The 22,531-nt window shown below is 36.9% G+C and carries 20 protein-coding genes; 5 read left to right on the top strand and 15 right to left on the bottom strand.

Annotated elements, in window-relative coordinates:
- Positions 1-199: 199 nt before the first annotated feature.
- The 5 genes from AABJ51_RS09630 to AABJ51_RS09610 all read left to right on the top strand — a co-directional run bounded on the left by AABJ51_RS09630 (position 200) and on the right by AABJ51_RS09610 (position 7,126).
- Positions 200-364 carry a hypothetical protein gene (locus AABJ51_RS09630; RefSeq protein ID WP_338375914.1) on the top strand — a complete coding sequence of 55 codons (165 nt, stop codon included), beginning with the start codon at positions 200-202 and terminating at the stop codon, positions 362-364.
- Positions 365-1,079: 715 nt separating this feature from the next.
- Positions 1,080-2,312 carry a site-specific integrase gene (locus AABJ51_RS09625; protein ID WP_338375912.1) on the top strand — a complete coding sequence of 411 codons (1,233 nt, stop codon included), beginning with the start codon at positions 1,080-1,082 and terminating at the stop codon, positions 2,310-2,312.
- A 381-nt stretch (positions 2,313-2,693) separates the two neighbouring features.
- The gene (locus tag AABJ51_RS09620) at positions 2,694-3,683 is read left to right on the top strand and encodes an SPFH domain-containing protein (protein ID WP_338375910.1); all 990 of its coding nucleotides are present in this window, start codon (positions 2,694-2,696) and stop codon (positions 3,681-3,683) included.
- Positions 3,680-4,600, top strand: coding sequence for an NAD(+)/NADH kinase (locus AABJ51_RS09615; protein ID WP_338375908.1), 921 nt, complete (start codon positions 3,680-3,682; stop codon positions 4,598-4,600). Before AABJ51_RS09620 ends, AABJ51_RS09615 begins: the two co-directional genes overlap by 4 nt.
- Before the next feature lie 36 nt (positions 4,601-4,636).
- The gene (locus tag AABJ51_RS09610; protein ID WP_338375906.1) at positions 4,637-7,126 is read left to right on the top strand and encodes a methyltransferase domain-containing protein; all 2,490 of its coding nucleotides are present in this window, start codon (positions 4,637-4,639) and stop codon (positions 7,124-7,126) included.
- Positions 7,127-7,133: 7 nt separating this feature from the next.
- Here AABJ51_RS09610 and AABJ51_RS09605 read toward each other — a convergent pair whose 3' ends face one another.
- The 15 genes from AABJ51_RS09605 to AABJ51_RS09535 all read right to left on the bottom strand — a co-directional run bounded on the left by AABJ51_RS09605 (position 7,134) and on the right by AABJ51_RS09535 (position 22,493).
- Positions 7,134-7,658: an O-acetyl-ADP-ribose deacetylase gene (locus AABJ51_RS09605; RefSeq protein ID WP_338375904.1), complete on the bottom strand. Its 525-nt coding sequence runs from the start codon at positions 7,656-7,658 to the stop codon at positions 7,134-7,136.
- Positions 7,655-8,068, bottom strand: a complete 414-nt coding sequence (locus AABJ51_RS09600) for a hypothetical protein (RefSeq protein ID WP_338375903.1) — start codon at positions 8,066-8,068, stop codon at positions 7,655-7,657. Before AABJ51_RS09600 ends, AABJ51_RS09605 begins: the two co-directional genes overlap by 4 nt.
- 11 nt (positions 8,069-8,079) lie before the next feature.
- Positions 8,080-8,670 carry a DUF4291 domain-containing protein gene (locus AABJ51_RS09595; RefSeq protein ID WP_338375901.1) on the bottom strand — a complete coding sequence of 197 codons (591 nt, stop codon included), beginning with the start codon at positions 8,668-8,670 and terminating at the stop codon, positions 8,080-8,082.
- Positions 8,667-9,635: an ADP-ribosylglycohydrolase family protein gene (locus tag AABJ51_RS09590; RefSeq protein ID WP_338375898.1), complete on the bottom strand. Its 969-nt coding sequence runs from the start codon at positions 9,633-9,635 to the stop codon at positions 8,667-8,669. Before AABJ51_RS09590 ends, AABJ51_RS09595 begins: the two co-directional genes overlap by 4 nt.
- Positions 9,625-10,191, bottom strand: coding sequence for a riboflavin biosynthesis intermediates N-glycosidase (gene ybiA / locus AABJ51_RS09585; RefSeq protein ID WP_338375896.1), 567 nt, complete (start codon positions 10,189-10,191; stop codon positions 9,625-9,627). The genes AABJ51_RS09590 and ybiA overlap by 11 nt, the downstream gene beginning before the upstream one ends.
- Positions 10,192-10,203: 12 nt before the next feature.
- On the bottom strand, positions 10,204-10,905 hold the full coding sequence (locus AABJ51_RS09580) for an NUDIX hydrolase (RefSeq protein WP_338375893.1): 702 nt from the start codon (positions 10,903-10,905) through the stop codon (positions 10,204-10,206).
- 147 nt (positions 10,906-11,052) lie between these two features.
- Positions 11,053-12,159, bottom strand: coding sequence for an AAA family ATPase (locus AABJ51_RS09575; protein ID WP_338375891.1), 1,107 nt, complete (start codon positions 12,157-12,159; stop codon positions 11,053-11,055).
- A complete protein-coding gene (locus AABJ51_RS09570; RefSeq protein ID WP_338375889.1) occupies positions 12,156-12,869 on the bottom strand; it encodes an RNA ligase family protein in 714 nt (237 codons plus the stop codon). Before AABJ51_RS09570 ends, AABJ51_RS09575 begins: the two co-directional genes overlap by 4 nt.
- Positions 12,870-12,999: 130 nt before the next feature.
- Positions 13,000-13,470 carry a hypothetical protein gene (locus AABJ51_RS09565; protein ID WP_338375888.1) on the bottom strand — a complete coding sequence of 157 codons (471 nt, stop codon included), beginning with the start codon at positions 13,468-13,470 and terminating at the stop codon, positions 13,000-13,002.
- A gap of 33 nt (positions 13,471-13,503) precedes the next feature.
- Positions 13,504-14,046, bottom strand: a complete 543-nt coding sequence (locus tag AABJ51_RS09560; RefSeq protein WP_338375887.1) for an RNA 2'-phosphotransferase — start codon at positions 14,044-14,046, stop codon at positions 13,504-13,506.
- 15 nt (positions 14,047-14,061) lie between these two features.
- On the bottom strand, positions 14,062-14,652 hold the full coding sequence (locus AABJ51_RS09555) for a hypothetical protein (protein WP_338375885.1): 591 nt from the start codon (positions 14,650-14,652) through the stop codon (positions 14,062-14,064).
- A gap of 12 nt (positions 14,653-14,664) precedes the next feature.
- Entirely contained in the window at positions 14,665-15,285 is a 621-nt protein-coding gene (prfH, locus tag AABJ51_RS09550) for a peptide chain release factor H (RefSeq protein WP_338375883.1), read from the bottom strand.
- A gap of 6 nt (positions 15,286-15,291) precedes the next feature.
- Positions 15,292-16,689 (bottom strand): RtcB family protein, encoded by a 1,398-nt coding sequence (locus AABJ51_RS09545; RefSeq protein WP_338375880.1) that lies wholly within the window; start codon positions 16,687-16,689, stop codon positions 15,292-15,294.
- A gap of 874 nt (positions 16,690-17,563) precedes the next feature.
- Complete coding sequence (locus AABJ51_RS09540) at positions 17,564-19,201, bottom strand: RagB/SusD family nutrient uptake outer membrane protein (protein WP_338375879.1); 1,638 nt, start codon at positions 19,199-19,201, stop codon at positions 17,564-17,566.
- A gap of 19 nt (positions 19,202-19,220) precedes the next feature.
- Positions 19,221-22,493: a SusC/RagA family TonB-linked outer membrane protein gene (locus AABJ51_RS09535; RefSeq protein ID WP_338375877.1), complete on the bottom strand. Its 3,273-nt coding sequence runs from the start codon at positions 22,491-22,493 to the stop codon at positions 19,221-19,223.
- Positions 22,494-22,531: the final 38 nt, after the last annotated feature.

Raw genomic sequence — 22,531 nt, 5'->3', positions numbered from 1 at the left:
CTTTTGTGGCAGTCATTTACAAAGAAAAAGTATGTGGAAAATTATTTTACTGATTTTGTTATCGACAGCGTTTTTCTCCAATGTGCAAAGAAGCAACGGAGAACTTCACTGCATTAAAAACAAAACGTACATTTGATTTACAAAGCTAGCAAGCCCTTTTTTACCCGAAGGACAGGCAATCAATGAGCAATGGGATTCATTGGAATTCAGTACCGGAAATATTGACTGTGTGGTAATCACGCATTTGGATATAGACCACGCGGACGAATTGGAATTGGTGAAAAATGCTAAAAATATTGTGGTCAGCAACGAAGAGTGGAAAGCGGCGAACAGTCCCAATATCCGTTATAACTCAAATTGGTGAAAAGGCATCGATATAAAACCCTTTCATTTTCAGCTTTCGGATATCGGACCTCAAAACCGTGCATACAACTTGTTTGGTGACGGTACATTGCTGTTGGTATTGTCTATTACAGGTTTATGCTAAGTTACAGGCTCATAATGATCATTCTAAGAAATAATTCAAAAGGTAATTTGTACTGAAATAGTCACGATTAAATTTGACAGTTACTAATAAAAACGGTAACACTGTGAAAAGATTAAATTAAGACTACCTCACAAAAAGTACATCTCATTGAAATTTATCCTTTTCCTTTTCCTGAAATAATATATTTTTTCTAAATTTGTTATAAGGATTTACACACAGGAATGATCAGACAAAAGTAAGAAAACTGAAGCCTTTTTATTAATCCCAAAGTGTTCATCCAAGATATCTAAATATACTTGAAATATAGATTGGTAAACGATTGTAGGAGGGATGTTCATCCCTCTCTCTCCGCCAAGTAACATAGAAAAAGAAGTTGAATCGCTGTAAGTTACACACTTACAGCGATTTTTCTTTTTTATCGAAAGAAGAAAAGTGCATAATACGGAAGTATATTTGTGGGTTATCTGGTGGGTGAAAAATATTTTCTAAAATTGCCCACAGATAGGTTTCTTTTCCGCTGTTATTCAATGTTTTGCATAGTTTTAGTTTTACCAAGATACTATAACTTTGTAACCAATAAAAACATTCAAGAATGGCACAAAAAAGATCCACTTTCAGCGTAGCATTTTATATTCGTCGTACAAGACTTAACAAGCATGGTGAAGCTGCGATAGTTGTTAGAGTCACCGTAGATGGAATCAGAGGAGATACAACTGCTAAGAAAACAATTAATCCAAAGCTATGGGATTCCGCTAAAGGCAAGGCGTACGAGCGTTCTATCCTTGCGAAAGAATTGAATATGTATCTTGATTCAATTCGAGCGAAGTTTATTCGGATACACCGGGACTTCGAACAAGACGATACTGAACGTATTACTGCAGAGGCTGTAATTAATCGTTTTTTAGGAAAAGATAAACCGGAACGGCATACTTTGCTTGAGGTCTTTCGTGAACACAATGAAAAATGTCACAAGCTTTCCGGTATAGATATGTCACCTGCTACAGTTGAACGGTATGAAACCAGTTTTAAACATACTGAGGAATTCATACAACAGACCTATAAAAAGGATGATATCTATCTAGATGAAATGAATAGACAATTTATCGAGGATTATGAATTGTATTTGAAAACAGTTCGAAAATGCAATCATAACTCTACTACAAAATATCTGAAAAACTTTAAGAAGATTACGAGGATTGCAATTCAGAAGGAATGGCTTAAAAAAGATCCGTTTATAGATATCAAATTCTCATTGCAAACCGTTGAACGAGACTTTCTGGAAAAGCATGAAATTGAAAAGATCTATAATAAGGAATTCACTATTGAGCGCTTGGCACAAGTGCGTGATGTGTTTCTGTTTTGTTGTTTCAGCGGTCTTGCATTTTCGGATGTCAAACAATTGACACACGATCATATTTCTATTGATACAAATGGAAATAAATGGATTCGAAAACAACGGCAGAAAACAAAGAATATGTGCAATATTCCATTGCTGGAAATTCCTCTAAAAATAATCGATAAATATAAGAGTCATCTTCGATGTCAGGAGAAGAATGTTTTGCTGCCTGTGTTCTGTAATCAGAAGATGAATGCTTATATCAAGGAGATTACTGATCTGTGTGGAATTAATAAGCAAGTCTCGACGCACACAGCGCGCCATACATATGCCACTTCTGTTTGCCTTGCCAATCGAGTCAGCATCGAAAATGTGGCTAAGATGTTGGGGCATTCAGATACTAAAATAACCCGCCACTATGCTCGCGTGCTGGATAAAAGTATTTTGAAAGATATGCGTAAGGTGAATGAAAGGTATAAGAATGTTTAGTCTGAATAATAGACCATAATGAATATAAATTAAACAAACTTATTAAATTTAGATGATGAAATCAAATTTATACTATGATTGAGTAGCTGTAACTAGGCTATAAATCAATTAAATTATAAAGCATAAGTCTATCCTATTTGCAGGATAGCTTTTTTTTATTACCTACTTCAAATGGTTGATATTTAGTGTTATATCTGTGTGTTATTTTTAGAGTTATTATAAATTAATTATATTAACGTTGTTTGTACGCTAACTACCTTGTTTATGTAAATATTTATTCTATCTTTGTTAACGTAAATAATACGTTAATATAAATGTGTATAGTAATAATATCTAAATTTTACAGCTATGTTTGGAATCAATCACATCAAATTCGACTCAATGACCCACGTATTTTATTACAAAAATGGGATTTTAAAGAAAGAAGGACGCGGATTATCATTCTTCTACTTTGCACCGAATAGTTCAATTATAGCTATTCCTATGGGCAGTAATGATTTACCATTTATTTTTCAGGAATCGACTAACGATTATCAAAAAGTTACAATACAAGGTCAGATAAGCTACAAAATAAGCAATCCAAAAATGTTAGGCGACGTGTTGGATTTTACTGTAACCGATGCAGGAATATATAAAAAGAATGACATAGAAAAGCTCAATCAGCGGATCATCAATGAAGCTCAGACTTCAACATCTTCTTTTATACACAATATCGGTCTGAAGGAAGCCATCCGTTCAGCCAAAGAAATGGAGCATCGTATTCTGGAAGGACTGAAATCTTCTGATGCCATTAATATGCTCGGAATAGAAATCTTAGGTGCGAATGTCTTAGCTGTTCAGGCAACCCCTGAAATGTCAAAGGCTTTAGAGACAGAGACCCGTGAACGGTTGCAACAGGAAGCGGATCAAGCGATATATGAAAGACGGAACTTTGCGGTGGAGCAGGAACGAAAGATTAAAGAGTCTGAGCTGAATACAGAAATTGCAGTAGAAGAGAAGCAAAAGCAAATTGACGAAAAACGGATGGAGTCGGAGGTACAACGCATGGAAAACAATCGTAAACTTCGTGAAATGAACATCGAGGCTGATATTGTAGTCGAAAATCAGCGCAAAATATTTATTGAGCAAAAAACAGAGAACGACAAAAAAGAAGCCGAAGTGCAGGGATTCCAGATTGAAGCGATGTTGAAACCATATAAGGAAATGGATTGGAGATCGTTGACAGCCCTAGCCGGGCACTCTGACGCCCGCAACAATATTGCCCTTGCATTCCGCGAATTGGCACAAAATGCGGAGAAGATTGGCAACCTGAACATCAGTCCCGATTTATTGGATTCTATTCTTAATAACAAAAGAACCGAGAAAAAATGAGTATCGAATATGCAATCATAGTAAAGAACAAAACAAGGCTTGAGGCTTTGATTGAACGCTTCAATACTAAATCTCAAGCCAAGTTTTATATTGAACGGCTTGGCGGTGATTTTTCTGACTATGAATTGGAAGATGAGATTTTTTATGAATCTCTGAATTCGTTGCAGTCTCAGTTATCAAAGGTGATGAAACACAAGATTGTAGATAGGGCTTATCTTCCATCTTATATATTTTCTGATAAAAATATGATTGTTGTTATCGGACAAGATGGTTTGGTAGCCAATACTGCAAAATATTCGCATGCCAGACCAATCGTAGCTGTAAATCCAGACAAGCAGCGTTATGATGGGGTTCTTCTTCCTTTCGATACTACGAATTTTATCGGTGGAGTTGAAAACGTCTTGTCTGATAATTATCAATCGAGAAAAGTTAATTTTGCCGAAGCTCGTTTAAATGACGGACAGAGGCTATTAGCATTCAATGATCTTTTTATAGGGGCATCATCACATATCTCTGCCAGATACAAATTGTCTTTTAATGAGAGTACAGAAGAACAGTCCTCCAGCGGGATAATTGTATCCACTCAAGCCGGCTCTACCGGGTGGCTAAGTTCTGTCTTCAACATGGCTTATGGAGTTACAGGTTTGTTCGAAAAAAATATCAAACCCAAACAACCTAAATTAAAAGAAAACCAACTTCTATTTGCTGTTCGTGAGCCTTATAAGAGCATCCGTACACATGCTGATATTTCGGTAGGGCTAATAAATAACCAAAAACATCTTTGTGTAGAATCCCTGATGCCCACAGGGGGGATTATATTCAGTGATGGCATAGAATCAGATTTTCTTCAATTTAATAGTGGAACTATTGCAACCATAGGAATCGCCAATGAAACTGCTAATCTGGTAAAGATATAACACAAAATCAGTACATTCGCATAAAATAATTTGCGAATGGGTACCAACTATACAGGCCAAGACCGAGGAGATACGAAAAGCTATCAACAATATCTTGAAGCAATGGATGCTATATCCGTAGAGAAAGTAGCTTCAGCCAGTGTGTTCTTTGAACCGAAGACAGGTAATACAATTGTCGATGTAGGTATGGCATCAGGTACAAGTACGGCCATACTTGCAAAACTTTTTCCTGAGATGAAAATAATCGGGGTGGATATAAATCCCAAAATGGTGCAGATAGCACAGGAAACATACAACTATCCAAACTTATCTTTTAGGGAAGATGATGGCGAAAAGTTGAACACATTTGCAAATAATTCTGTGAATGGATTCTTTAATTGTTCTGCTATTCACCATATTACTTCATATAATGGTTATGAAACGAACAGAGCTCTAAATACCCTGCGCAGACAAGTTGAGTTATTAAAGGATAAAGGAGTACTGGTTATCCGTGACTTTGTGAAGCCCGAAGAGAAAGAGGTGATAATCGAATTATCATCAATTGATAAGCCTGACCGACCTAATGATGCAGAGTTATTTGTACGGTTCTCACAGACAGCACGATCATTGGCATTAACAACTGAAAGAGGCTTTCCGATACAGGAAATAAATGCAATAAAAAAAGATACCCGACGATTTCAGACATTTTATACCGATGTTGTTGAATTCATTCGTCGCAAAGACTATTATGTTAATTGGGATATTGAATTGCAGGAAGAATACGGATACTTTACGCAAAAAGAGTTTGAAGGAATATTTCGTGAATTAGGCCTACGGGTTATTCTCTCTACGCCTATTTACAACCAATGGATTATAAACAACAGGTACAAGAATCAGTTTGCTATATATGATTTGTCGGGAAAGGAGATCGGTTTCCCTCCTACCAATTATTTGATTGCCGGAGAGAAAATTTCAGGAGGAAAACAATTGCAACTTATAAGGCATCTTCCGGTTCGGCAAGATTCTTTTCTGCATTTCTCGTCCTATTTAAATCTCAAAACAAAAAATATATATGATGTAGTATCCCGTCCGAACAATGTACTTGATATTATTCCTTATTATAAACATGAAAATGGCTTTACGATATTGGCGAAACACGGATATCCACGTCCTTTAGCGAATGTGAAAACAGATAGCGCCATCTTGGATGGTAAACATTATAGTGGTTACATCCCCGAAGGAATGACCATTGGAGAAACTGAAAATTTGGAGAATGTACTGGATAAACGATTTGGGATAAATAGAGAAAGCTATACGAATATCATACAATCGCTCAACTATTATACTTCTCCCGGAGGTATCAATGAGAAAGTATCCTCCAAACTGATAGAATTAACAAAGCCAGTAGCTGTAAATATAATTTGGGCAGAGGGTTTCTCCGGTTTTAAAGAGTCGGGATATATCCACGAATATGATGCTGCACAGTTGCTCAATACAGCACAAACCGGGGCTTTAGTAGAAGCCCGGCTGGAACTGAATATTTACAATCTTTTCTTCAAACAAAATGCACCTCTTCCTAAATGGCTGGGAGAAAGAATGAAAATAAAGTTCGATAGGTTTATCAAATCTACTTCTTTTTCGGAGCTATTATCTTTGCACGCACAAGATTATGAAAAGAGTGAAAAACCTGCGGATTTTCTGACTACCCGTAGGGACTATTTTTCCGAGATGGGAATTGAAAACAGTAATGCTATATTTGAATATGTATATCCATCCAACATAAGTTCAAATACACTGGTTACATTACCTGTATTCAGAAAAGGCGGACAAGTTTATGTTGGTTTGGAAGTACAAAGCTTGCCTGTCCCACAGCTTCATTCGAGAAACAGCATAATAATAACCGCACCGGCTAAACGTTTACCAAAAGAAATCTGCAATATATATGATCTGGAAAAATACATTTCCAAAATGAGAATAGGAAAAGGCAAAATTGAGCGTTATTCCAAATTAGGCGAAAAATATTTTCCTAGTGTTGGGGTTACTACCGAACAGGTATATCCTTATCTCGTTTGTCTCGATCGAGCTGATAAAAGTCTCAGATGGGTCAGCCTTTCCGATCTTTATGAAAATATGGATAAAATTGAAGATGCTCATTTATTAATAAGTTTATGCAGGCTAATTCATGCGACAGATTTTCTCCCGCAGCAACATGTAAGAGATTTTAGTTTTGAGAACTTTACCAACTTTATAAATGATAATTTTATTTTCTCTGATAAAGCTTCTCTATCAAGAGATACACTTATAGAAAAAGACTTGGGGATAACAGGGGATGATGGTGACGAATTTCTTTTAGCAATAGAGGATGAATTTGGAATAGATGCGAATTTAATAGGAAGAGCCCTCGGATTAAAAGATGGTCAATATCTTTTTCATAGTGAAGGCTCAATGCTTTGGTTATCTGATAAACTCTTTAAAGACGATACAGTCATTCCTTTTACAGTAGGTCAGCTTTATGATGTAGTGGTAAAACTTAGTGATGAGAAGTAATCAGTTTTTACTCACCTAATATAGATTCGTATAGCTGATAATTTTCATCATCGAAACAAACAAATATAACTTCCTCTATATTTTTGTTTTCACTGTCGATAAACTGTTTTACGGTAGCAATAGCGATTTGTGCCGCTTCAGCTTTAGGAAAATGATAAACACCTGTACTGATGTTCGGGAATGCGATTGATTTTACAAGTAGAGATTCCGCTATCTCCAATGACTTTCTGTAGCAGGATGCTAATAGTTCTGGCTCTTTATTTCCTCCTCCATTCCAGACAGGTCCTACTGTGTGTATTACATATTTAGCAGGTAATAAGCCTGCAGAAGTATACACGGCATCTCCGGTCTTACATTTCCCCTGACGGTTACGAATATCTCTACACTCATCTAATATCTGAGATCCACCTTTACGATGTATAGCACCATCGACACCTCCACCTCCGAGCAGAGAAGAATTTGCTGCATTTACAATAGCATCAACAGTTATTGTCGTTATATCGCCTTTTATAAGTTTTATTTTTGCTTTCATTTGTCTAAATATTTTAATACGTATTGGGTTGCTGCACTGTTGGATAATATATCAAAATTGTCACTCTTAAATACTTTTGCAATTTCTATTTGTCCGATAATATTACTGTTCAATTCGTTCAAGTCCTCAGATGGAATCCATAACTCATTATGTATAAAACCTCCTACATTCTGAACTTCATACTTTTGTAAGTAGTCCGAGGGCAAATCAAACTTAGTCACAATTCCACAATAACCGGAGAACTCATCTTTTGTATTCCACTTCTCGGCTATCTGCTCAGCATATTCCTGATTGAGTACAGGGTAAAATATCGGCTGCCATTCCAATCGTGGAGGAAAGGCTTTAAAAGCCAAATCAATTATTAGTTGTAGTTCTTGCAGACCTATTGGTCTGTATAATGTTGTTTTCATTCTTTATTTTCTTAATCCATCCCTAAACGTTTCATTATCTCATCCGAGACAGGATATACTTTCTCTTTAGGCAGTAATTCTTTTGCCTTATCATGACGTCCATCCATTTTCAACTGATAGATTTTATGAACAAGTGGAGTATAATCTTCTATATCCACAATCCAGTCATTGTTATATTCTTCAATCAGATGGCGGCTGATGCCGACTTGTATGGAACGGTAATCAAGTTTACCTCCTCTTATATTTCGCTCGGGATCCCATTGTACATTGACAGTGGCATTATCCATTATCTCACGCCATTCTTCACCACTTGTATAAACTCCTTCCTGAGGATGAGAGAGGACTGCTTGTGACAAAGCATATTCCCATGCCGAACGTTTTATTTTGATTGCAAGGATACATTCCTGTCCTGCTTTCTGCCCGTATCCGCATCTTTCCATCATCCAGAGAAAGGATGGTTTTATCCATGTCATTCTATTGAATGAGAATGGCGGTGTAAATTTCTTGTTTTTTGTTGCGGGTTTTCCTATTTCTTCCCGATATGCCTGATAGACCACAATTGTATCACGATCATAATCGGCTCTTATTTCATATTGTTTCATTGTTGTAATTTCTTTTCTAATTTGTCACATAAATCAAAAATATCATCTTTACGTGCCAATTGATCAATCCATCTTTGAGGTATCGTCTCAAATCCATAGAGCAACCCTGCGAGTCCTCCAGCGATGGCTGCTGTGGTATCTGTATCACTACCTAGATTAACTGCTCTAATCACAGTTTTTTCGAAGTTATCTTCTTTAAAAATACACCATAGAGCAGCTTCAAGGCTATGTACTACATAACCAGATGATGCTATCTCATCTTCTGTGTATTCATAAATGGGTTTAATATCATAGTCTCCAATAGGACTCATCAAAATCCTGTGATATTTATTGATTTCATTATCTGAACAAATCGGATTGTTGTTCAAAAAATTATTTACGGTGTCTTTAGTTTGGAGAAAAGCTTCAAATTTATCTACACCTTTTAGTAATTGTAAAGCAAACTCTAAATATATAAAGCAGCCTATAACAGATCTTATATGTCGATGAGTAAGAGATGAAACATCACTGATATATCTGAACCTGTCTTCTATCTCCATATCTTTAATATAGAATAGTAACGGTAATATCCGCATCAATGAACCATTCCCATTATCAGATTCATCTTCTCCTCCTGCCATCACAGGATTTACACCTTGTTCCAATCTGTATATTGCCTTTGATGTAGCAACTCCAACATCAAACACTTCTCCAAGAGGAGTCCAGTAGCTATGCTCATACCAGTTTATAAAACGGTTTGCCAGTTTCTTCAAGTCGTATTTATCAGCAAGAGTTTCTGCAAGACAAAACGTCAAAGAACTGTCATCTGACCAAGTTCCTTCCGGTTGGTTATGTGTTCCGTAGGCAAGCATATCTCTTACAGGATTTTCATTCAAATATTTTCTATCCCTAAACTCGACCGGAACACCTAATGCATCGCCAACGGCAGTCCCAAATAAAGCACTATGTATCAGTTTACTTTCCATCTTTTTTTAATCTATTCCTTACTTCCATCAAAGCAAAACCTAGTAAGTTCGATCCTTTCCAAAGGCGAGGGTTTTCTGCATGATCATGATCCTGAGCCATACCTATTCCCCAGATATTATCGACAGGGCTGGCTTCTACCAGCACTCTGTCTTTAGTATTCAGTAAAAATTCTTTTAGGTCTTCATGTTGTGAAAATTTGTGATAGTTTCCTTCACAAACAATATCAAAACAATTCTCTCCCCAAATTTTAGGGTCGAAGTTTCTGACTTTTCTACCCAGTTTTTTAGCTTCAGCAGGAGATTTAGCAGCTAATATTTTCTCAATCATCTCATCATGACCAAAAAGCTCAGCTTTTTTCGCCATCATCCAATGTTCGGCAGTTGCGTATTTTACTCCCTCCACAGTAAATGCACTATACCACCATTGACTGAAACATGACTTTGTTACTGTTCCGTCTTTTGACGGAGTATGTCCCCAAAAGAGCAGATACTTTACATTCTCTTTTCTCTCAACCTTATTGAGCAGCCATTGTAAATTATATGTGTTATGTGTCATTTCTGTATATTATTATAGTTCAAAATAAAACCCTGTTTTAGTAAGCTCTTCATATCTGTTTTTATCAAAACTGTATAGCTTGGGGGCTCTGTTACGGGCTCCCCGCTGCATCTCACCCGTATCGATCAAGAGGCCATAGCCCAGTATCTTTTTTCGGAAATTGCGGTCATCAAGATCGGTTTGTAATACTGTTTTATATAAATGAAACAAATCAGGCAAAGTAAATTTTTCGGGAAGTAGTTCAAACCCTATGGGTTGATATTTTATTTTTCCTTTTAGTCTTTCTTTTGCTGTCTCTAATATTTTTGCATGGTCAAAAGCCAACTCGGGCATATCAGAGATTGAGAACCATTTGATACTTGTTGTATCCATTCCGGCCTGAGCATTATAATCTGAAAGTTTTACCAATGCATAATATCCTATGCTGATAACCCGGAAACGTGGATCGCGCTTTACATCAGAAAAAGAATACAATTGTTCCATATAAATATTTTCGAGGCAGGTCTCTTTCTGTAAAATACGCTTGGCACATTCTTCAGCGGTCTCTTCTTCTCCGACAAAACCTCCGGGTAAAGCCCACTGCCCGATAAACGGTTCAATAGATCTCTCTATAAGCAATACCTTTAGTTCTCCTTCATCAAAACCGAATATAACGCAGTCGGTAGTAACCGCCGGACGAGGATATTCGTATATATATTTCTCTTGTTGTATCATTGTTTTCTTATGTTTATGTATTTTTTACGAAAACAAAGAACGGTATATTTTTTATAAAAACAAAATAGTTATCGTATTTTTTACGTATTTGTATCTGTTTATAAAAAAATAAGGCAGAAGAGGATTAATTTTCTGCCTTATTTGATATTAAACAATATATTCTACTTCGTGAGCTTCCATCAACTGAGGTATCTCCAGTTTTGAGAGCATCTTATCCAAAACACTTTCGGGTAGAGGATATTCCCTATTGCGATTTTGTTTTCGCCAAAGATTATAAGGTTTCTCTATATAGACTATTTTTACCTTAGCTCCGTATGATACGAACAGATCAATCAGTTGAGACCTCATTTGCTGGGTGATATTTGTAGCATTCCAAATAAAGTCCTGCCCTTTTCTAAGATATGAACGAGTTTCTTCTTTTGCTATCTGAACCACCCGTCCATTACCCGATTTGTCCGATGGACTAATCTTGTGCTTTCTTCGAATTGCATCAAGACTAACCATCGGTATGTCATTACCCAATGATTGTATATAATGGTCCTTACCCATACCGGGAAGTCCTGACAACATAGTTACTTCACACTTAAAGTTTTCGAATGGGACATAATCCACATAGCTATCTTCTGTATTGAAATAGTGGAAGCGGGAAGCATCAGATGCAAATTTTTTTTCCTTATCCCAACAGGCATGGTCTTTGCAAAATAGTTCGAAATATTCTAATGCTTCAAATATTTGAGTTGGGTTGGAGCAAATGCGTCCGCGAGCATCAGCTTCTGACAACATTTTTAGCTGTTGCATGTTGACACGTTGATTTATTTCGAGCATTTTCCTCAAGGGATCAGGTTTATCCATCATCCACAGAGGAAATCCGTGAAAGCGAACCAAAGATGCTATCTGCTCCCTGATATGAAACGGAGTTACAATATCCCGATACAAAACTGTTCGTACCGTATATTCGCCTTTTCGGGCATGACCGTTTGCCGAAATATTACCATTGCCCTCGTCGACTGATGTAGAACGTTTTTCTATATCGTGCATCAGTGCTGCCGACCAAAGAATTTCTTTATCCTGTTCTTTTAAATTTAGGAAGGATGATAACTTCTGTAATTCATCTAATACCATTTGGGTATGGATCGCAACATTTCCTTCGGCATGATGAATTTTATGCTGCTCAATAAATTGCATATCTGCTACCCATGAGAATTGTTTTTCAAGGGATGCCCAATCTTTATTTTCAGTTAATTGCCAAATCATAATTGATCCTCCTTTCTATAATTCATTTCCCAATGTAATTTTGCACGCTTCCAGTTACGAGTCCAATGTTCATCGGTTTTCACATGACCTTTGCGGACATATTTAAATACATTGTGCATAAATTCAGAAACAGGGTATTCGCCAACGTTTCGGCAAACAACGCCCTCGCGTGTACAATCCTCTCCTGTTAATGGATTGAGAGAGCCAAAAACACTTTCTTCCTGTGCCCAATTTTCTATTTCGAGTTGTAAGGCTTCTTTCGTTAAATCTGTTGTTGATTCGATAGCCAATTCGGGGACAGTAGGAAAATCAAATATAGCAGCATAAAATTTCACTTCTTCCCACGATAGCCATTTATCCATCTGGCGTACTGCAAAGATAAAATAGTATTCTTCTATGCGTTTGTATTCAATGGAATGAATCGCATAAATGTTTTCTCCAAAGAGTTCTATATTTCCCAAATCATTTTTCATCAGTTCCCAACGTTCCCGCAATTGGATTGTCCAAGGTGACGTGGTCGGTGCAGCATGTGAGCGGGCAAATACTCCGTACTGGTTGAGGCAGTTATTTTCTCCATCCAGTTTTTCAGTATGTAGAAGGGTTTCTATTTTTTGAATATCTTCCCAATAAGTATGATTAAACCGGTCGTCACTTGTCGTTCCCGGAGAAAACGGATAGTGATAGGTGCGACCATATTTTTGTGATAACATAATTGTAATTGTTTAATTTATAAATATATGAATTTCTCATCCAACGGATATATCAATCTGTCGGACTTCTTAAAACAGGGGTGATACCCCTTATGAAATAAACAATTACATGACTTCTCGTTTTTTAAGGCTATGAGTTATACTCTACGACTTCTGATACAATGTCTTTTTCGAAACTTATTTTTAACCAATCTGGGTCTATTCCAATAATCTGAGGTTTGAACCCTATATAATATATAAGTGCATTTTTTTCTACATAATCCGGTTCTCCTAAATATTCTTTTACTTCTTCTTTTGTTTTTCCTTTTAATAATTTATCCTTCTTTAAACTAGTTGAATATTCGTAACGTATTTCTCTATTATTAAGCCAAACTTCTCTGTCAAAATTTCGGTCAGGATAATAACTCATAGTAAAAATTACGCATAATACTATGATAAGATATACTATTGGAGCTGTTATTATGGATGCAATTATACTATATAGAGATAGTCTTTGTACTTTCAGCTTTTTTAATACCCATTTCCAAATGAAAAATAATACTACCATTAATAGTAGTACAATTATATATACTTCAATGCTAATACCAAATGGTTGAAACATACTGATATAATTTATTTTTGATAAATATATAACTTATTTTGATATATATTTCACATCCACATAATCAGTCAGCCATACACCATTATCCGATTGATAAAAAAGAATACCATCCTTTTGCATTTTACCCGCCATAATAGTCAGTATAACAACTTTACCATGCCTTGCACCAACTTTGGTTGCAGTTTCCTTATCCTTACTCAGATGAACGTGCTGGCGACTGCCTTTTACAATACCCTGTTCCATAATGGAAGATAGAAAACGGGTTGCTGTTCCGTGGTATAGAAATTCAGGAGGCTCGACCGGCGATAGCGCAAGGTCGATATTGATTGAATGCCCCTGATTGGCTCTTATCTTATTTCGTTTCTCATTGAATGAATAACGTTGCTTGTCATTTGTTTCTACGATTTCGATAAGTTCTTCCTCCGAAAAATGGAAACGGTGTTTTTTACATTTTTCAATAAGTTCCTTTACATTAGCCCAACCGTTTTCGTCAAGCTCCAATCCTATTTTATCCGGATCGTGCCTGAGCACAAGGCTCAGGAATTTACCGATCCGCTTTTTATCTTGTTCTGTCATTTTAGTCTTTATTATTTAGAAGGAGAAGTATTCGAAATACTTGTTCCATATTATTTCTTCGTACTTGAAAGCATAGCTTTCCGCATAATTTTCACCTCTGGCTATCCTTCTTGATTTGGTATTTATCCTGTCATGATGATGTCCCAGCTCATGAAGAAAAATATGTAAAAGCAGATATGCTTTAATCTGATTTTCAGTAAAATCACATATTACATAATCTTTCTTTACCTGACTCTTGACCCCTAATCGGTCAAATATGCTTTTATGAGCTCTGAAATACCCTAAGCTATATTCTTTTGTCATTTCTTTTTCCCATGCGCATATAGCAATTACTCCATTCTGATACCAACCATCTGTATGGTAATCACCACTTGCTAATAATACTGCATCAAACATGACATCAATTTCTTCCCTATTAGGTAATATCTCCAAAAATTGTTTTATATCCCTTTTCTTTAAGAAGTGTTTATATCCTTTTCCCGGATTTTCTATATCAATTTGAATTTCATCCTGACTAGTATTCCAATAATTAGAAGTTTCTATATTTCGATTTTTATTGCTTACTCTTCCATTCTTTATTTTTGTTGCTGTTCGTCTCGTAAACATAATTTTCTTTTTTTAGCTTAACGATTCCTGTATTACCTTCACAGGATTTCCTCTGTCCAGATTGTTATGGTTATCCCAATTATCCTGAGCTTGTTGCATGGTCTGTTCTATATTCCATGTCGAAAGTTTAATCAATAGCCGCTCTGTTGCCAACTTTTTATTCTGTATTTGTGATCGCTGATCCGACGCTGTTACACTCATTCCCGAAGGGGCATGAGTCGCTCTGACAGCCGATTCGGTTTTATTCACATGTTGTCCACCGGGTCCGGAAGATCGTAATGTTTGATAGGTAATATATTTTGTATCGATTTCGCTTAGCTCGGTCGGAGTAAAAGAATTTACCCCTACAAACCAGTTTTTTCGCTTATGATGGATACGATAAGGGCTTTGTGCTATCCATTGAATAGTTCCTTCCCATTCATTCACTATCTTATCTACCTTATTACCTTCAAGAAATACGATTGCTGAAAACAGTGTGCGGTTCATTTCTCCTTCTTCACGTTCAATGACCTCAACTAGCAATCCCAGCTTTCGGGCTTGTATCAGTATCTTTTCCAATACTAATGCTACAACGCGGCAACATTCAGCAGGACCACGTCCTGAAGTTATTTGTAAGTATATTTTATTACTCATAATTAATCAGTCTTTGTTCATTCTTACTATCCGTGGCATAAATTTGCCATGAATTTCTACAAGGGATTCCTGTGCCGGCATTATACGGTCGATGTCTTTATAAGCTAAAGGCATCTCCTCTACGCTACCGCCTATAAGGGTCACTTCATTTTGAGAAAGCAGTTTCTTTAATGCCGATTGTGTAAACTGGCTCTTTGCCTTTTGGCGCGACATGGCTCTCCCTGCTCCATGTGAGGCAGAGTTTAGCGATTGCGTTTCACCCTTTCCACAGACCAGATACCCTGCCGTTGCCATACTTCCCGGAATAAATCCTGCAACGCCTTTCCCTGCCGGAGTAGCACCCTTACGATGTACAATAGCATATCTGTTTGGAGCAATCTCTTCTCTCCATGCAAAATTGTGGTGGTTGTTCACATTGGCTATAGCTTTCAGCCCAAGAGCCTTCGAAAGATTAATATGTATCCGTTCGTGGCATGCCTGTGCAAAGTCTCCTGCCAAATTCATACTCATCCAATACTCTTGTCCTGCTTCAGTATCTAAGCCTAACCAAGCAAAATGTTGAGCCTCTCTTGGCAACTTGCATACTTCACGGGCAATATCGCTATAATGCCTTGCAATAGCTGCTCCCATACCCCTAGATCCGGAGTGGGAGAGGAGTGCCATATAATTTCCCGATGGAAGATTCAATACATTATTTTCAACTAATTCAATCTCTCCGAATTCTACAAAATGGTTTCCTCCACCGGATGAACCTAATTGGCGTACTACTTTTCCATGTAACATTTTTAATAATGGTGTCAGCTGAAATTCTCTTCTATCGAGTATCTCGTGTTCCTGAGCAAAGCCCAAACATCCATCCATGCCAAAGTGGGTGTATTCTTTCAAAGCTTCTTTTATCTGGTGTGAATAGCGCTTTAGATAATCAGCTTTTGCATCAAATATTGTAAGGCTCATTCGGCAACCAATATCCACACCTACGGCATAAGGTATAACCGCATTTTCTACAGCCAATACACTACCAATAGGTAAGCCGTATCCAGCATGTGCATCCGGCATTAACGCTCCGCCGACTGTAATGGGAAGGCGCATAGCCAGTTCCATTTGTTGTTTGGCAATGCCTTCTATAAACTTACCTCCGTAAGTTTTAAATGATAAAGGTTCATCAAGTAGGTTGTAAGCTGAAAACTGTTTCTCTTCCATAACCGGTGAAAAGTGCTCAGCCAATTTGCCCCATACTTCGTTGTTTTTATATTTTTCGGGATTGTTCAACAAATTGATTAAAGTTGCTTTAATCTCCTCTTTTGTATTGTGTTTGCAGTACTTGCTTATTGTGTTTATTGCCAGACTGCGAGCTATATTGTTGGTATATCCCAGTTTACTTAATTCTTTAGGTTGTATGCCCATGATTGTTGTTTGCTATACAAGGATATACAGGTGTCAGATCAATCTTTCTCCAAGACCGAATATCCTTTGGTTGTGACATAGTGCAGCCGGAAGGATATAATAATCCTACAAGCTGATATATCAGCAATTAATAATAAAATTTAATGATGGATTTGAAACTAACCAATGACTATCAACTTTGCAGCCGTAAATTGTGATAGATATGTTTGATATTGTAAGGTTCATCATCCCGATAAACCAAATTAGTTTCCTAGTAGCTGTGTTTTATTTTTTGACCAACATAATTATACCCTTTCTCTAAACTTTTAAGGGTTAGTATTCTTTTTTACGAATGCAAATATATAATAGATTTTATAATTAACAAATATTTAGAATGAAAAGATAATAAATTTTATTTTCAGAATAAAAGCTTTTACTTGTTTTATATCAGGTTGGAAGAGTTCCTGAACGATACCTGTTGCCTTATTGGAATATCATTCGGGGAAGTCTGAATCTTAAAAAGCAATAGAAAAAGGCATACATAAGAATATTTTTTGAGGAGACCATATTTCCGTTCTGGATAATATCTACTGTTGTTTGCGGTGTTTTTATTACAACCAGACTTTTTTAAAGCTTGCCTTCGGGCGGCTTTATAACACATAGTAATTGACGGACTATAGAATTGTATCCCTACTTCATAGACTCACTGTTTGATGTAAATGACTGATTAATAATCGTAATAAAGATGGTAAATAAGATACAGTTTTTTTTATCGTAAACAAAACGTATTCGGAGAGCGACAATTAAACAGATCCTTGATTTAATTATCCGTTTAGCATTATCAATATTATCACCGGTAGTACGTATATTGATACTACCGGTAATAAATATTATATTAATATCCTGTGTTTTGAGACAAATTGCTATTAGTTAGAAGTATAGAGTTCGGTATTGGGTATAAATCGCGAGTCTTATTTTTTGTAGCATCATGCGAGAACCATGATTTAGTAGAGAAGACCCCAAATCTGATCAAATCCTGACGGCGACGACCTTCTTGTGTAAATTCCCATCCTAATTCGTCGAGGAATCTACCATATTGAATATCACTACCTCCCTCTTTAGTAGTACTGTATACATCACGGCGGCCATAATCGTAAACGCTGCCCAGTTTCAATTCGGCATCCGTAACAACTGCTTTTGCCGGATTGGTATTTCTGAATGCTCTTTCTCTGACCTCGGTTACAAGTGCACCTGCTCCGGATTGATTTGATCTCATCAACGACTCCGCTTTCATCATTAAAATATCAGCATATCTGAACTGAGGCCAATCATTACTTAAACGGTTAGTAGATCCCTCGGCATATTCAAATTTACCCCATCTGAATCCGTCGGCTACATCCGAATTATCGATAGAAGGAACAGATTTTATATAAACAAGTTGCCCGTTGCCATCACTACGCTCCAATGGTTCTGTACCGGTTAGTGATGTATATTGAGGACCTGAAATAAAATTTTCGCTCAATCTGATATCATCAGAGTCATAAGAATCTATAAACTGAGGAATAGCGCACACTCCACCCCAAGGTCGAGCTGTGAATCCGTAAGTCGTTTGATTCTCTGGTGCTAAAGTGTACAAATGAAAATCGAAAGCATTCCAGTCTGTTACGTAAATTGCATCGAAAGGTAATCCGAATATGATTTCTTTAGAATTTTCATTTTTTGTTATAAAAACATTTTTCTGTTCACTTTCCAAGGCATAAGCACCCGATTGTTTTGCATATTGAATAACCTTATCACAAGCATCGATACAATTTTGCCATTGAGCTGTACCACTCCATACTTCGGCATTCAAATACATCTTAGCCAACAAAGTATAGCCAACCCATTTATTCATACGGCCGTAATAAGCCCCTCTGGGAGTTTCGGTCAGGTTATCGATATTAGAAGTAATTTCATTTACAATGAAATTATATACCTCAAGGCGAGTTGATTGCTTAGGAAGTGATACGTCTTTATAGTCGGTAACGATAGGCACATTGCCATACAAATCGACTAAAATATAATAATATGAAGCACGTAATACTTTTAGTTCGGCTACAAGAGCATCTTTGGTTTCTCCTGATACTGAAATAGCACCATCGTCGATCTGAGATAATAATCGGTTACAAGTATTGATTCCTTTATATGTACGTGCCCATCCTTGCAGAACGCCATCATCTTCGGATGTCCAAGTATGCTGATGCCATCTTTTATAGATGTAGCCATCAACCCAACCGATACCGTCACGTCCCGGCAAAACATCCTGATCGGCACACAGTTCCTGAGCGCGAACAACACCATTCCAAAGTAACATTGTTTCGCGCCACGATACATAAGCTGCATTAACTAAATAGCCAATTTCTTCATCTGTTGTAGGTTCATATTGGTCTGATGGGATTGACCCATAGCTATCGCTTTTCAAGTCGGTACAAGAAGTGTTATTGAGCAATATGAAAATACCAAAAAGTACGAATGATAATATTTTTGTTTTCATTTTATATTCAATTTATTAGTTAGAATTTAACACCTACGCCAAGTGTGAATGAGCGAACTGTAGGATATCTGTCTCTACTGTCGTATCCGGGAGTTAACCCTGTAATACCCAGCTCAGGATCGATACCATCATATCCTGTTATAGTCAAGGCATTCAATACAGATCCATAGATACGAAGCGACTTGATGTATTTACTCACCTTATTGAAGCTATAGCCAAGTGTTATATTATCTATTTTCCAATAATCGCCATTCTCAACATAATAGCTATTAAATTCGGGCTCAACCGATTTGCTTAATTGAGTTTTCCCAAATACTTTATCAGTTACAGATTTTAATCTGTTTTCGGATCTACTATTTTTAGTATTCTCGTAATTCATGCGAGCTGCATTTATTATCTGAAAGTCAAAAGCACCGCGCATAGTAATATTCAGATCGAAGTTTTTGTAGCGGAAACTATTATTCCATCCGGCGTACCATGTAGGAACACCATTTCCTATTATATGCTTATCTTCAGGAGCATGTGTAAATTTATCATAACCAACTTTATTGCCATCTCTGTCTAAATAAATCCATTTTCCCTGATCGTCTACATCTACCACTTTGAACCCGTAGAAGTTTCCTATTTTCTGACCTACCTGTACTCGGTGAGAAGTTGTCCATTGTCCTGAATACTCTGCACTTCCTGTATCAAAATAGTCGTATTCGGTTTTGAATGTACTTCCCGAAAGGCTTTTCAGTTTATTAGAATTAGTTGAGAATGTAACAGTTGTATTCCATTCAAAATCTTTACTGGTAAAAGGAATTCCAGATAAAAGAAGTTCCAGACCTCTATTCTGTAATTTACCTCCATTAGCCCAAGTCGTAGGATATAAATTGGGAGGAGTAGGTACAGTGTATTCATATATTAACCCATCTATTTCGCGATTATAAAAGTCAATCGTTCCTGATAAACGTCCTTTAATAGCAGTGAAGTCGACACCGATATTAGTCTCTTTCTTCTTTTCCCATTTCAGGTCAGGATTAGCATTTGATGCCGGAACGACAGTTTTTACCCATTTTCCGTTTACATACGCATATCCTCCATAATTAACCATTGCTATACCCATGAATCCTCTATTAAGCTGAGATCCGGTAACACCATATCCTACACGAAGTTTCAAATCGTCAAATATTTTTTGATTCTTCATAAACTCTTCTTGAGTGATTCTCCATCCTAAAGATATCGAAGGAAAAGCTCCCCATTCGTTGTTTGTACCCCATAGCTGACTTGCTCCTTCGTAGCGGAAACTTGCCATAAGCAGATATTTATCCATATAAGAATAAGTGGCACGGCCGAAATATCCGATAAGATTGGTTGTCGTTTTTGAGGATGATCCATCTGCTAAGCCTTCTTTAAGAGCTGAACCTGCTCCTATATTGTGCCATCCACCCATATAATCGTCTTGAAATCCGTAATTGGAAAAATAGATATCCTCATAATCAGTTTCATTGTAGCTATAACCTCCTAATATGGTAAATTTGTGAGCATTTATAGATTTGTTATATTGTGCGGTAATTTCAGCAAGCTTTTCCATTTTGGTATATGCTCCTACCGAAGACCAACCTGAAAGTCCATCCCTTAGAGCCGATATATGGTTTTTGGTTTCGGAATATCCGTGATTTCTGTTTTGGCGATCATAAGAAAAAACGGCACTTAGCGTTAGGTCTTTAATTGGATTGTAAACAATATTTCCATTGTAGCGCATTTCTGTGTTTTTTACATTTCCATAACACTCATAAAGTCGGGCAAGAGGGTTTTCATACTCGAATTTATTAACATTTTCATACCAACTTCCGTCTTCATTTTTTACCGGATCGGTAGGATTATGAAGCATAGCCTGACGGTATGTGAAACCATTCCAACTACCGGCATTATTAGTCGATTCATATTGATTTTGTTTACCCAAGATCCCGAATTTCAATTGTAACTTGTCATCGAACATACGATGCGTAACCTGTATACGTCCTTGAAAGGTTTCATTATCCGACTTCTTCATAATACCTTGTTGGGACGTATAATTTATATTAGCGATATAGTTTGTCGCTGCATTTCCCCCTTGAAAAGAAAGATTGTGTACATGACTCACCGGAGTTCGTGTGATTTGGTCCAGCCAATCTGTATTTCCTCCATGATCTTCGGTAGGATATAATTCACGGAATTGACTAGCACTAAGCATATCCAGTTTATTTGCTATTGCTGAAGTACTAACATAACCATTGTATTCTACCGCATTTATCTGAGCACCTTGCGCCCTTTTTGTTGTTATCAGGATTACCCCATTAGTACCCCGGGTACCATAAATGGCAGCAGCAGAACCGTCTTTCAGTACATCAATAGATTCAACATCTTCCGGAGCAACGGTGCTGAGGCTTCCTGGTATTCCATCAACAAGGATAAGAGGATCGGTGTTTGCTCCCCACATCGAGTTGTTTCCGCGTAATTGTATTTGGGTTCCTCCTGTAGGGTCTCCACTGGGGTTAGAGATAGCTAATCCGGCAACTTTACCTTGGATTAATTGTCCGACATCTTTTACCGCACCTTTTACAAAATTATCTGACTTAATATTTGCTACCGAACTTGTTATGTCGCCTTTACGTTGTGTACCGTAACCGATAACAACAACTACATCCAAATCATTTAAACTTTCATTAAGAATAAGATTAATCGTCGAATTTCCTTTTACCGGAACTTCTTTTGTTTGATAACCAATATATGAGAATACAAGAGTTTCGTTTTCTGGAGCATCTAACTGAAATTTTCCATTAATATCAGTTATCGTACCTATGGTTGTTCCTCTTATGGTTACAGATACCCCAATAAGAGGTTCGTCTTTGATATCCAGTATTGTTCCCGAAATTCTTTCAGATTTCTTACTTGGTATCGGAGCTGCCTGTCGGGGAGCAGCAGTGCCCATACTTAGAGCAATGGTATTGTCATTCTGACGGAATACTAATCCTGTTTGTTTCGATATTTCATCTAAAACGTTGCTTAACGTTCCGTTTTTAATATCAATAGATATGTTTTTGACTTTTTCCAGAACAGACTCTTCATAGATAAAATTGAGATTTGTTTGACTGGTAATTGACGTCAGAATACTTTTAATAGGAGTGTTTACGTATTTCAGAGTTATTTTTTTATCTTGAAATTTTTCATAAATGATGTTATTTGCATATATCGATCCCGAGAAAAACGGATACAAAGCTGTTACCGATATAACAATTATTATCAGTTTTTTTGAAATTAAATTCATAATTTTGTGATGTTTAAGAGTTAACAATTCTTTTAAAC

This window comes from Indolivaga capnocytophagoides, assembly GCF_036511535.1.
Classification (GTDB): Bacteria; Bacteroidota; Bacteroidia; order Bacteroidales; family Dysgonomonadaceae; genus Dysgonomonas_A; species Dysgonomonas_A capnocytophagoides.
This window is presented reverse-complemented; position numbering and strand designations above follow the sequence as displayed.

Coding starts and splice junctions, on each gene's coding strand:
- AABJ51_RS09625 (WP_338375912.1), top strand. CDS start 1,080: ATGGCACAAAAAAGATCCACTTTCAGCGTAGCATTTTATATTCGTCGT.
- AABJ51_RS09620 (WP_338375910.1), top strand. CDS start 2,694: ATGACCCACGTATTTTATTACAAAAATGGGATTTTAAAGAAAGAAGGA.
- AABJ51_RS09615 (WP_338375908.1), top strand. CDS start 3,680: ATGAGTATCGAATATGCAATCATAGTAAAGAACAAAACAAGGCTTGAG.
- AABJ51_RS09610 (WP_338375906.1), top strand. CDS start 4,637: ATGGGTACCAACTATACAGGCCAAGACCGAGGAGATACGAAAAGCTAT.
- AABJ51_RS09605 (WP_338375904.1), bottom strand. CDS start 7,658: ATGAAAGCAAAAATAAAACTTATAAAAGGCGATATAACGACAATAACT.
- AABJ51_RS09600 (WP_338375903.1), bottom strand. CDS start 8,068: ATGAAAACAACATTATACAGACCAATAGGTCTGCAAGAACTACAACTA.
- AABJ51_RS09595 (WP_338375901.1), bottom strand. CDS start 8,670: ATGAAACAATATGAAATAAGAGCCGATTATGATCGTGATACAATTGTG.
- AABJ51_RS09590 (WP_338375898.1), bottom strand. CDS start 9,635: ATGGAAAGTAAACTGATACATAGTGCTTTATTTGGGACTGCCGTTGGC.
- ybiA (WP_338375896.1), bottom strand. CDS start 10,191: ATGACACATAACACATATAATTTACAATGGCTGCTCAATAAGGTTGAG.
- AABJ51_RS09580 (WP_338375893.1), bottom strand. CDS start 10,905: ATGATACAACAAGAGAAATATATATACGAATATCCTCGTCCGGCGGTT.
- AABJ51_RS09575 (WP_338375891.1), bottom strand. CDS start 12,159: ATGATTTGGCAATTAACTGAAAATAAAGATTGGGCATCCCTTGAAAAA.
- AABJ51_RS09570 (WP_338375889.1), bottom strand. CDS start 12,869: ATGTTATCACAAAAATATGGTCGCACCTATCACTATCCGTTTTCTCCG.
- AABJ51_RS09565 (WP_338375888.1), bottom strand. CDS start 13,470: ATGTTTCAACCATTTGGTATTAGCATTGAAGTATATATAATTGTACTA.
- AABJ51_RS09560 (WP_338375887.1), bottom strand. CDS start 14,046: ATGACAGAACAAGATAAAAAGCGGATCGGTAAATTCCTGAGCCTTGTG.
- AABJ51_RS09555 (WP_338375885.1), bottom strand. CDS start 14,652: ATGTTTACGAGACGAACAGCAACAAAAATAAAGAATGGAAGAGTAAGC.
- prfH (WP_338375883.1), bottom strand. CDS start 15,285: ATGAGTAATAAAATATACTTACAAATAACTTCAGGACGTGGTCCTGCT.
- AABJ51_RS09545 (WP_338375880.1), bottom strand. CDS start 16,689: ATGGGCATACAACCTAAAGAATTAAGTAAACTGGGATATACCAACAAT.
- AABJ51_RS09540 (WP_338375879.1), bottom strand. CDS start 19,201: ATGAAAACAAAAATATTATCATTCGTACTTTTTGGTATTTTCATATTG.
- AABJ51_RS09535 (WP_338375877.1), bottom strand. CDS start 22,493: ATGAATTTAATTTCAAAAAAACTGATAATAATTGTTATATCGGTAACA.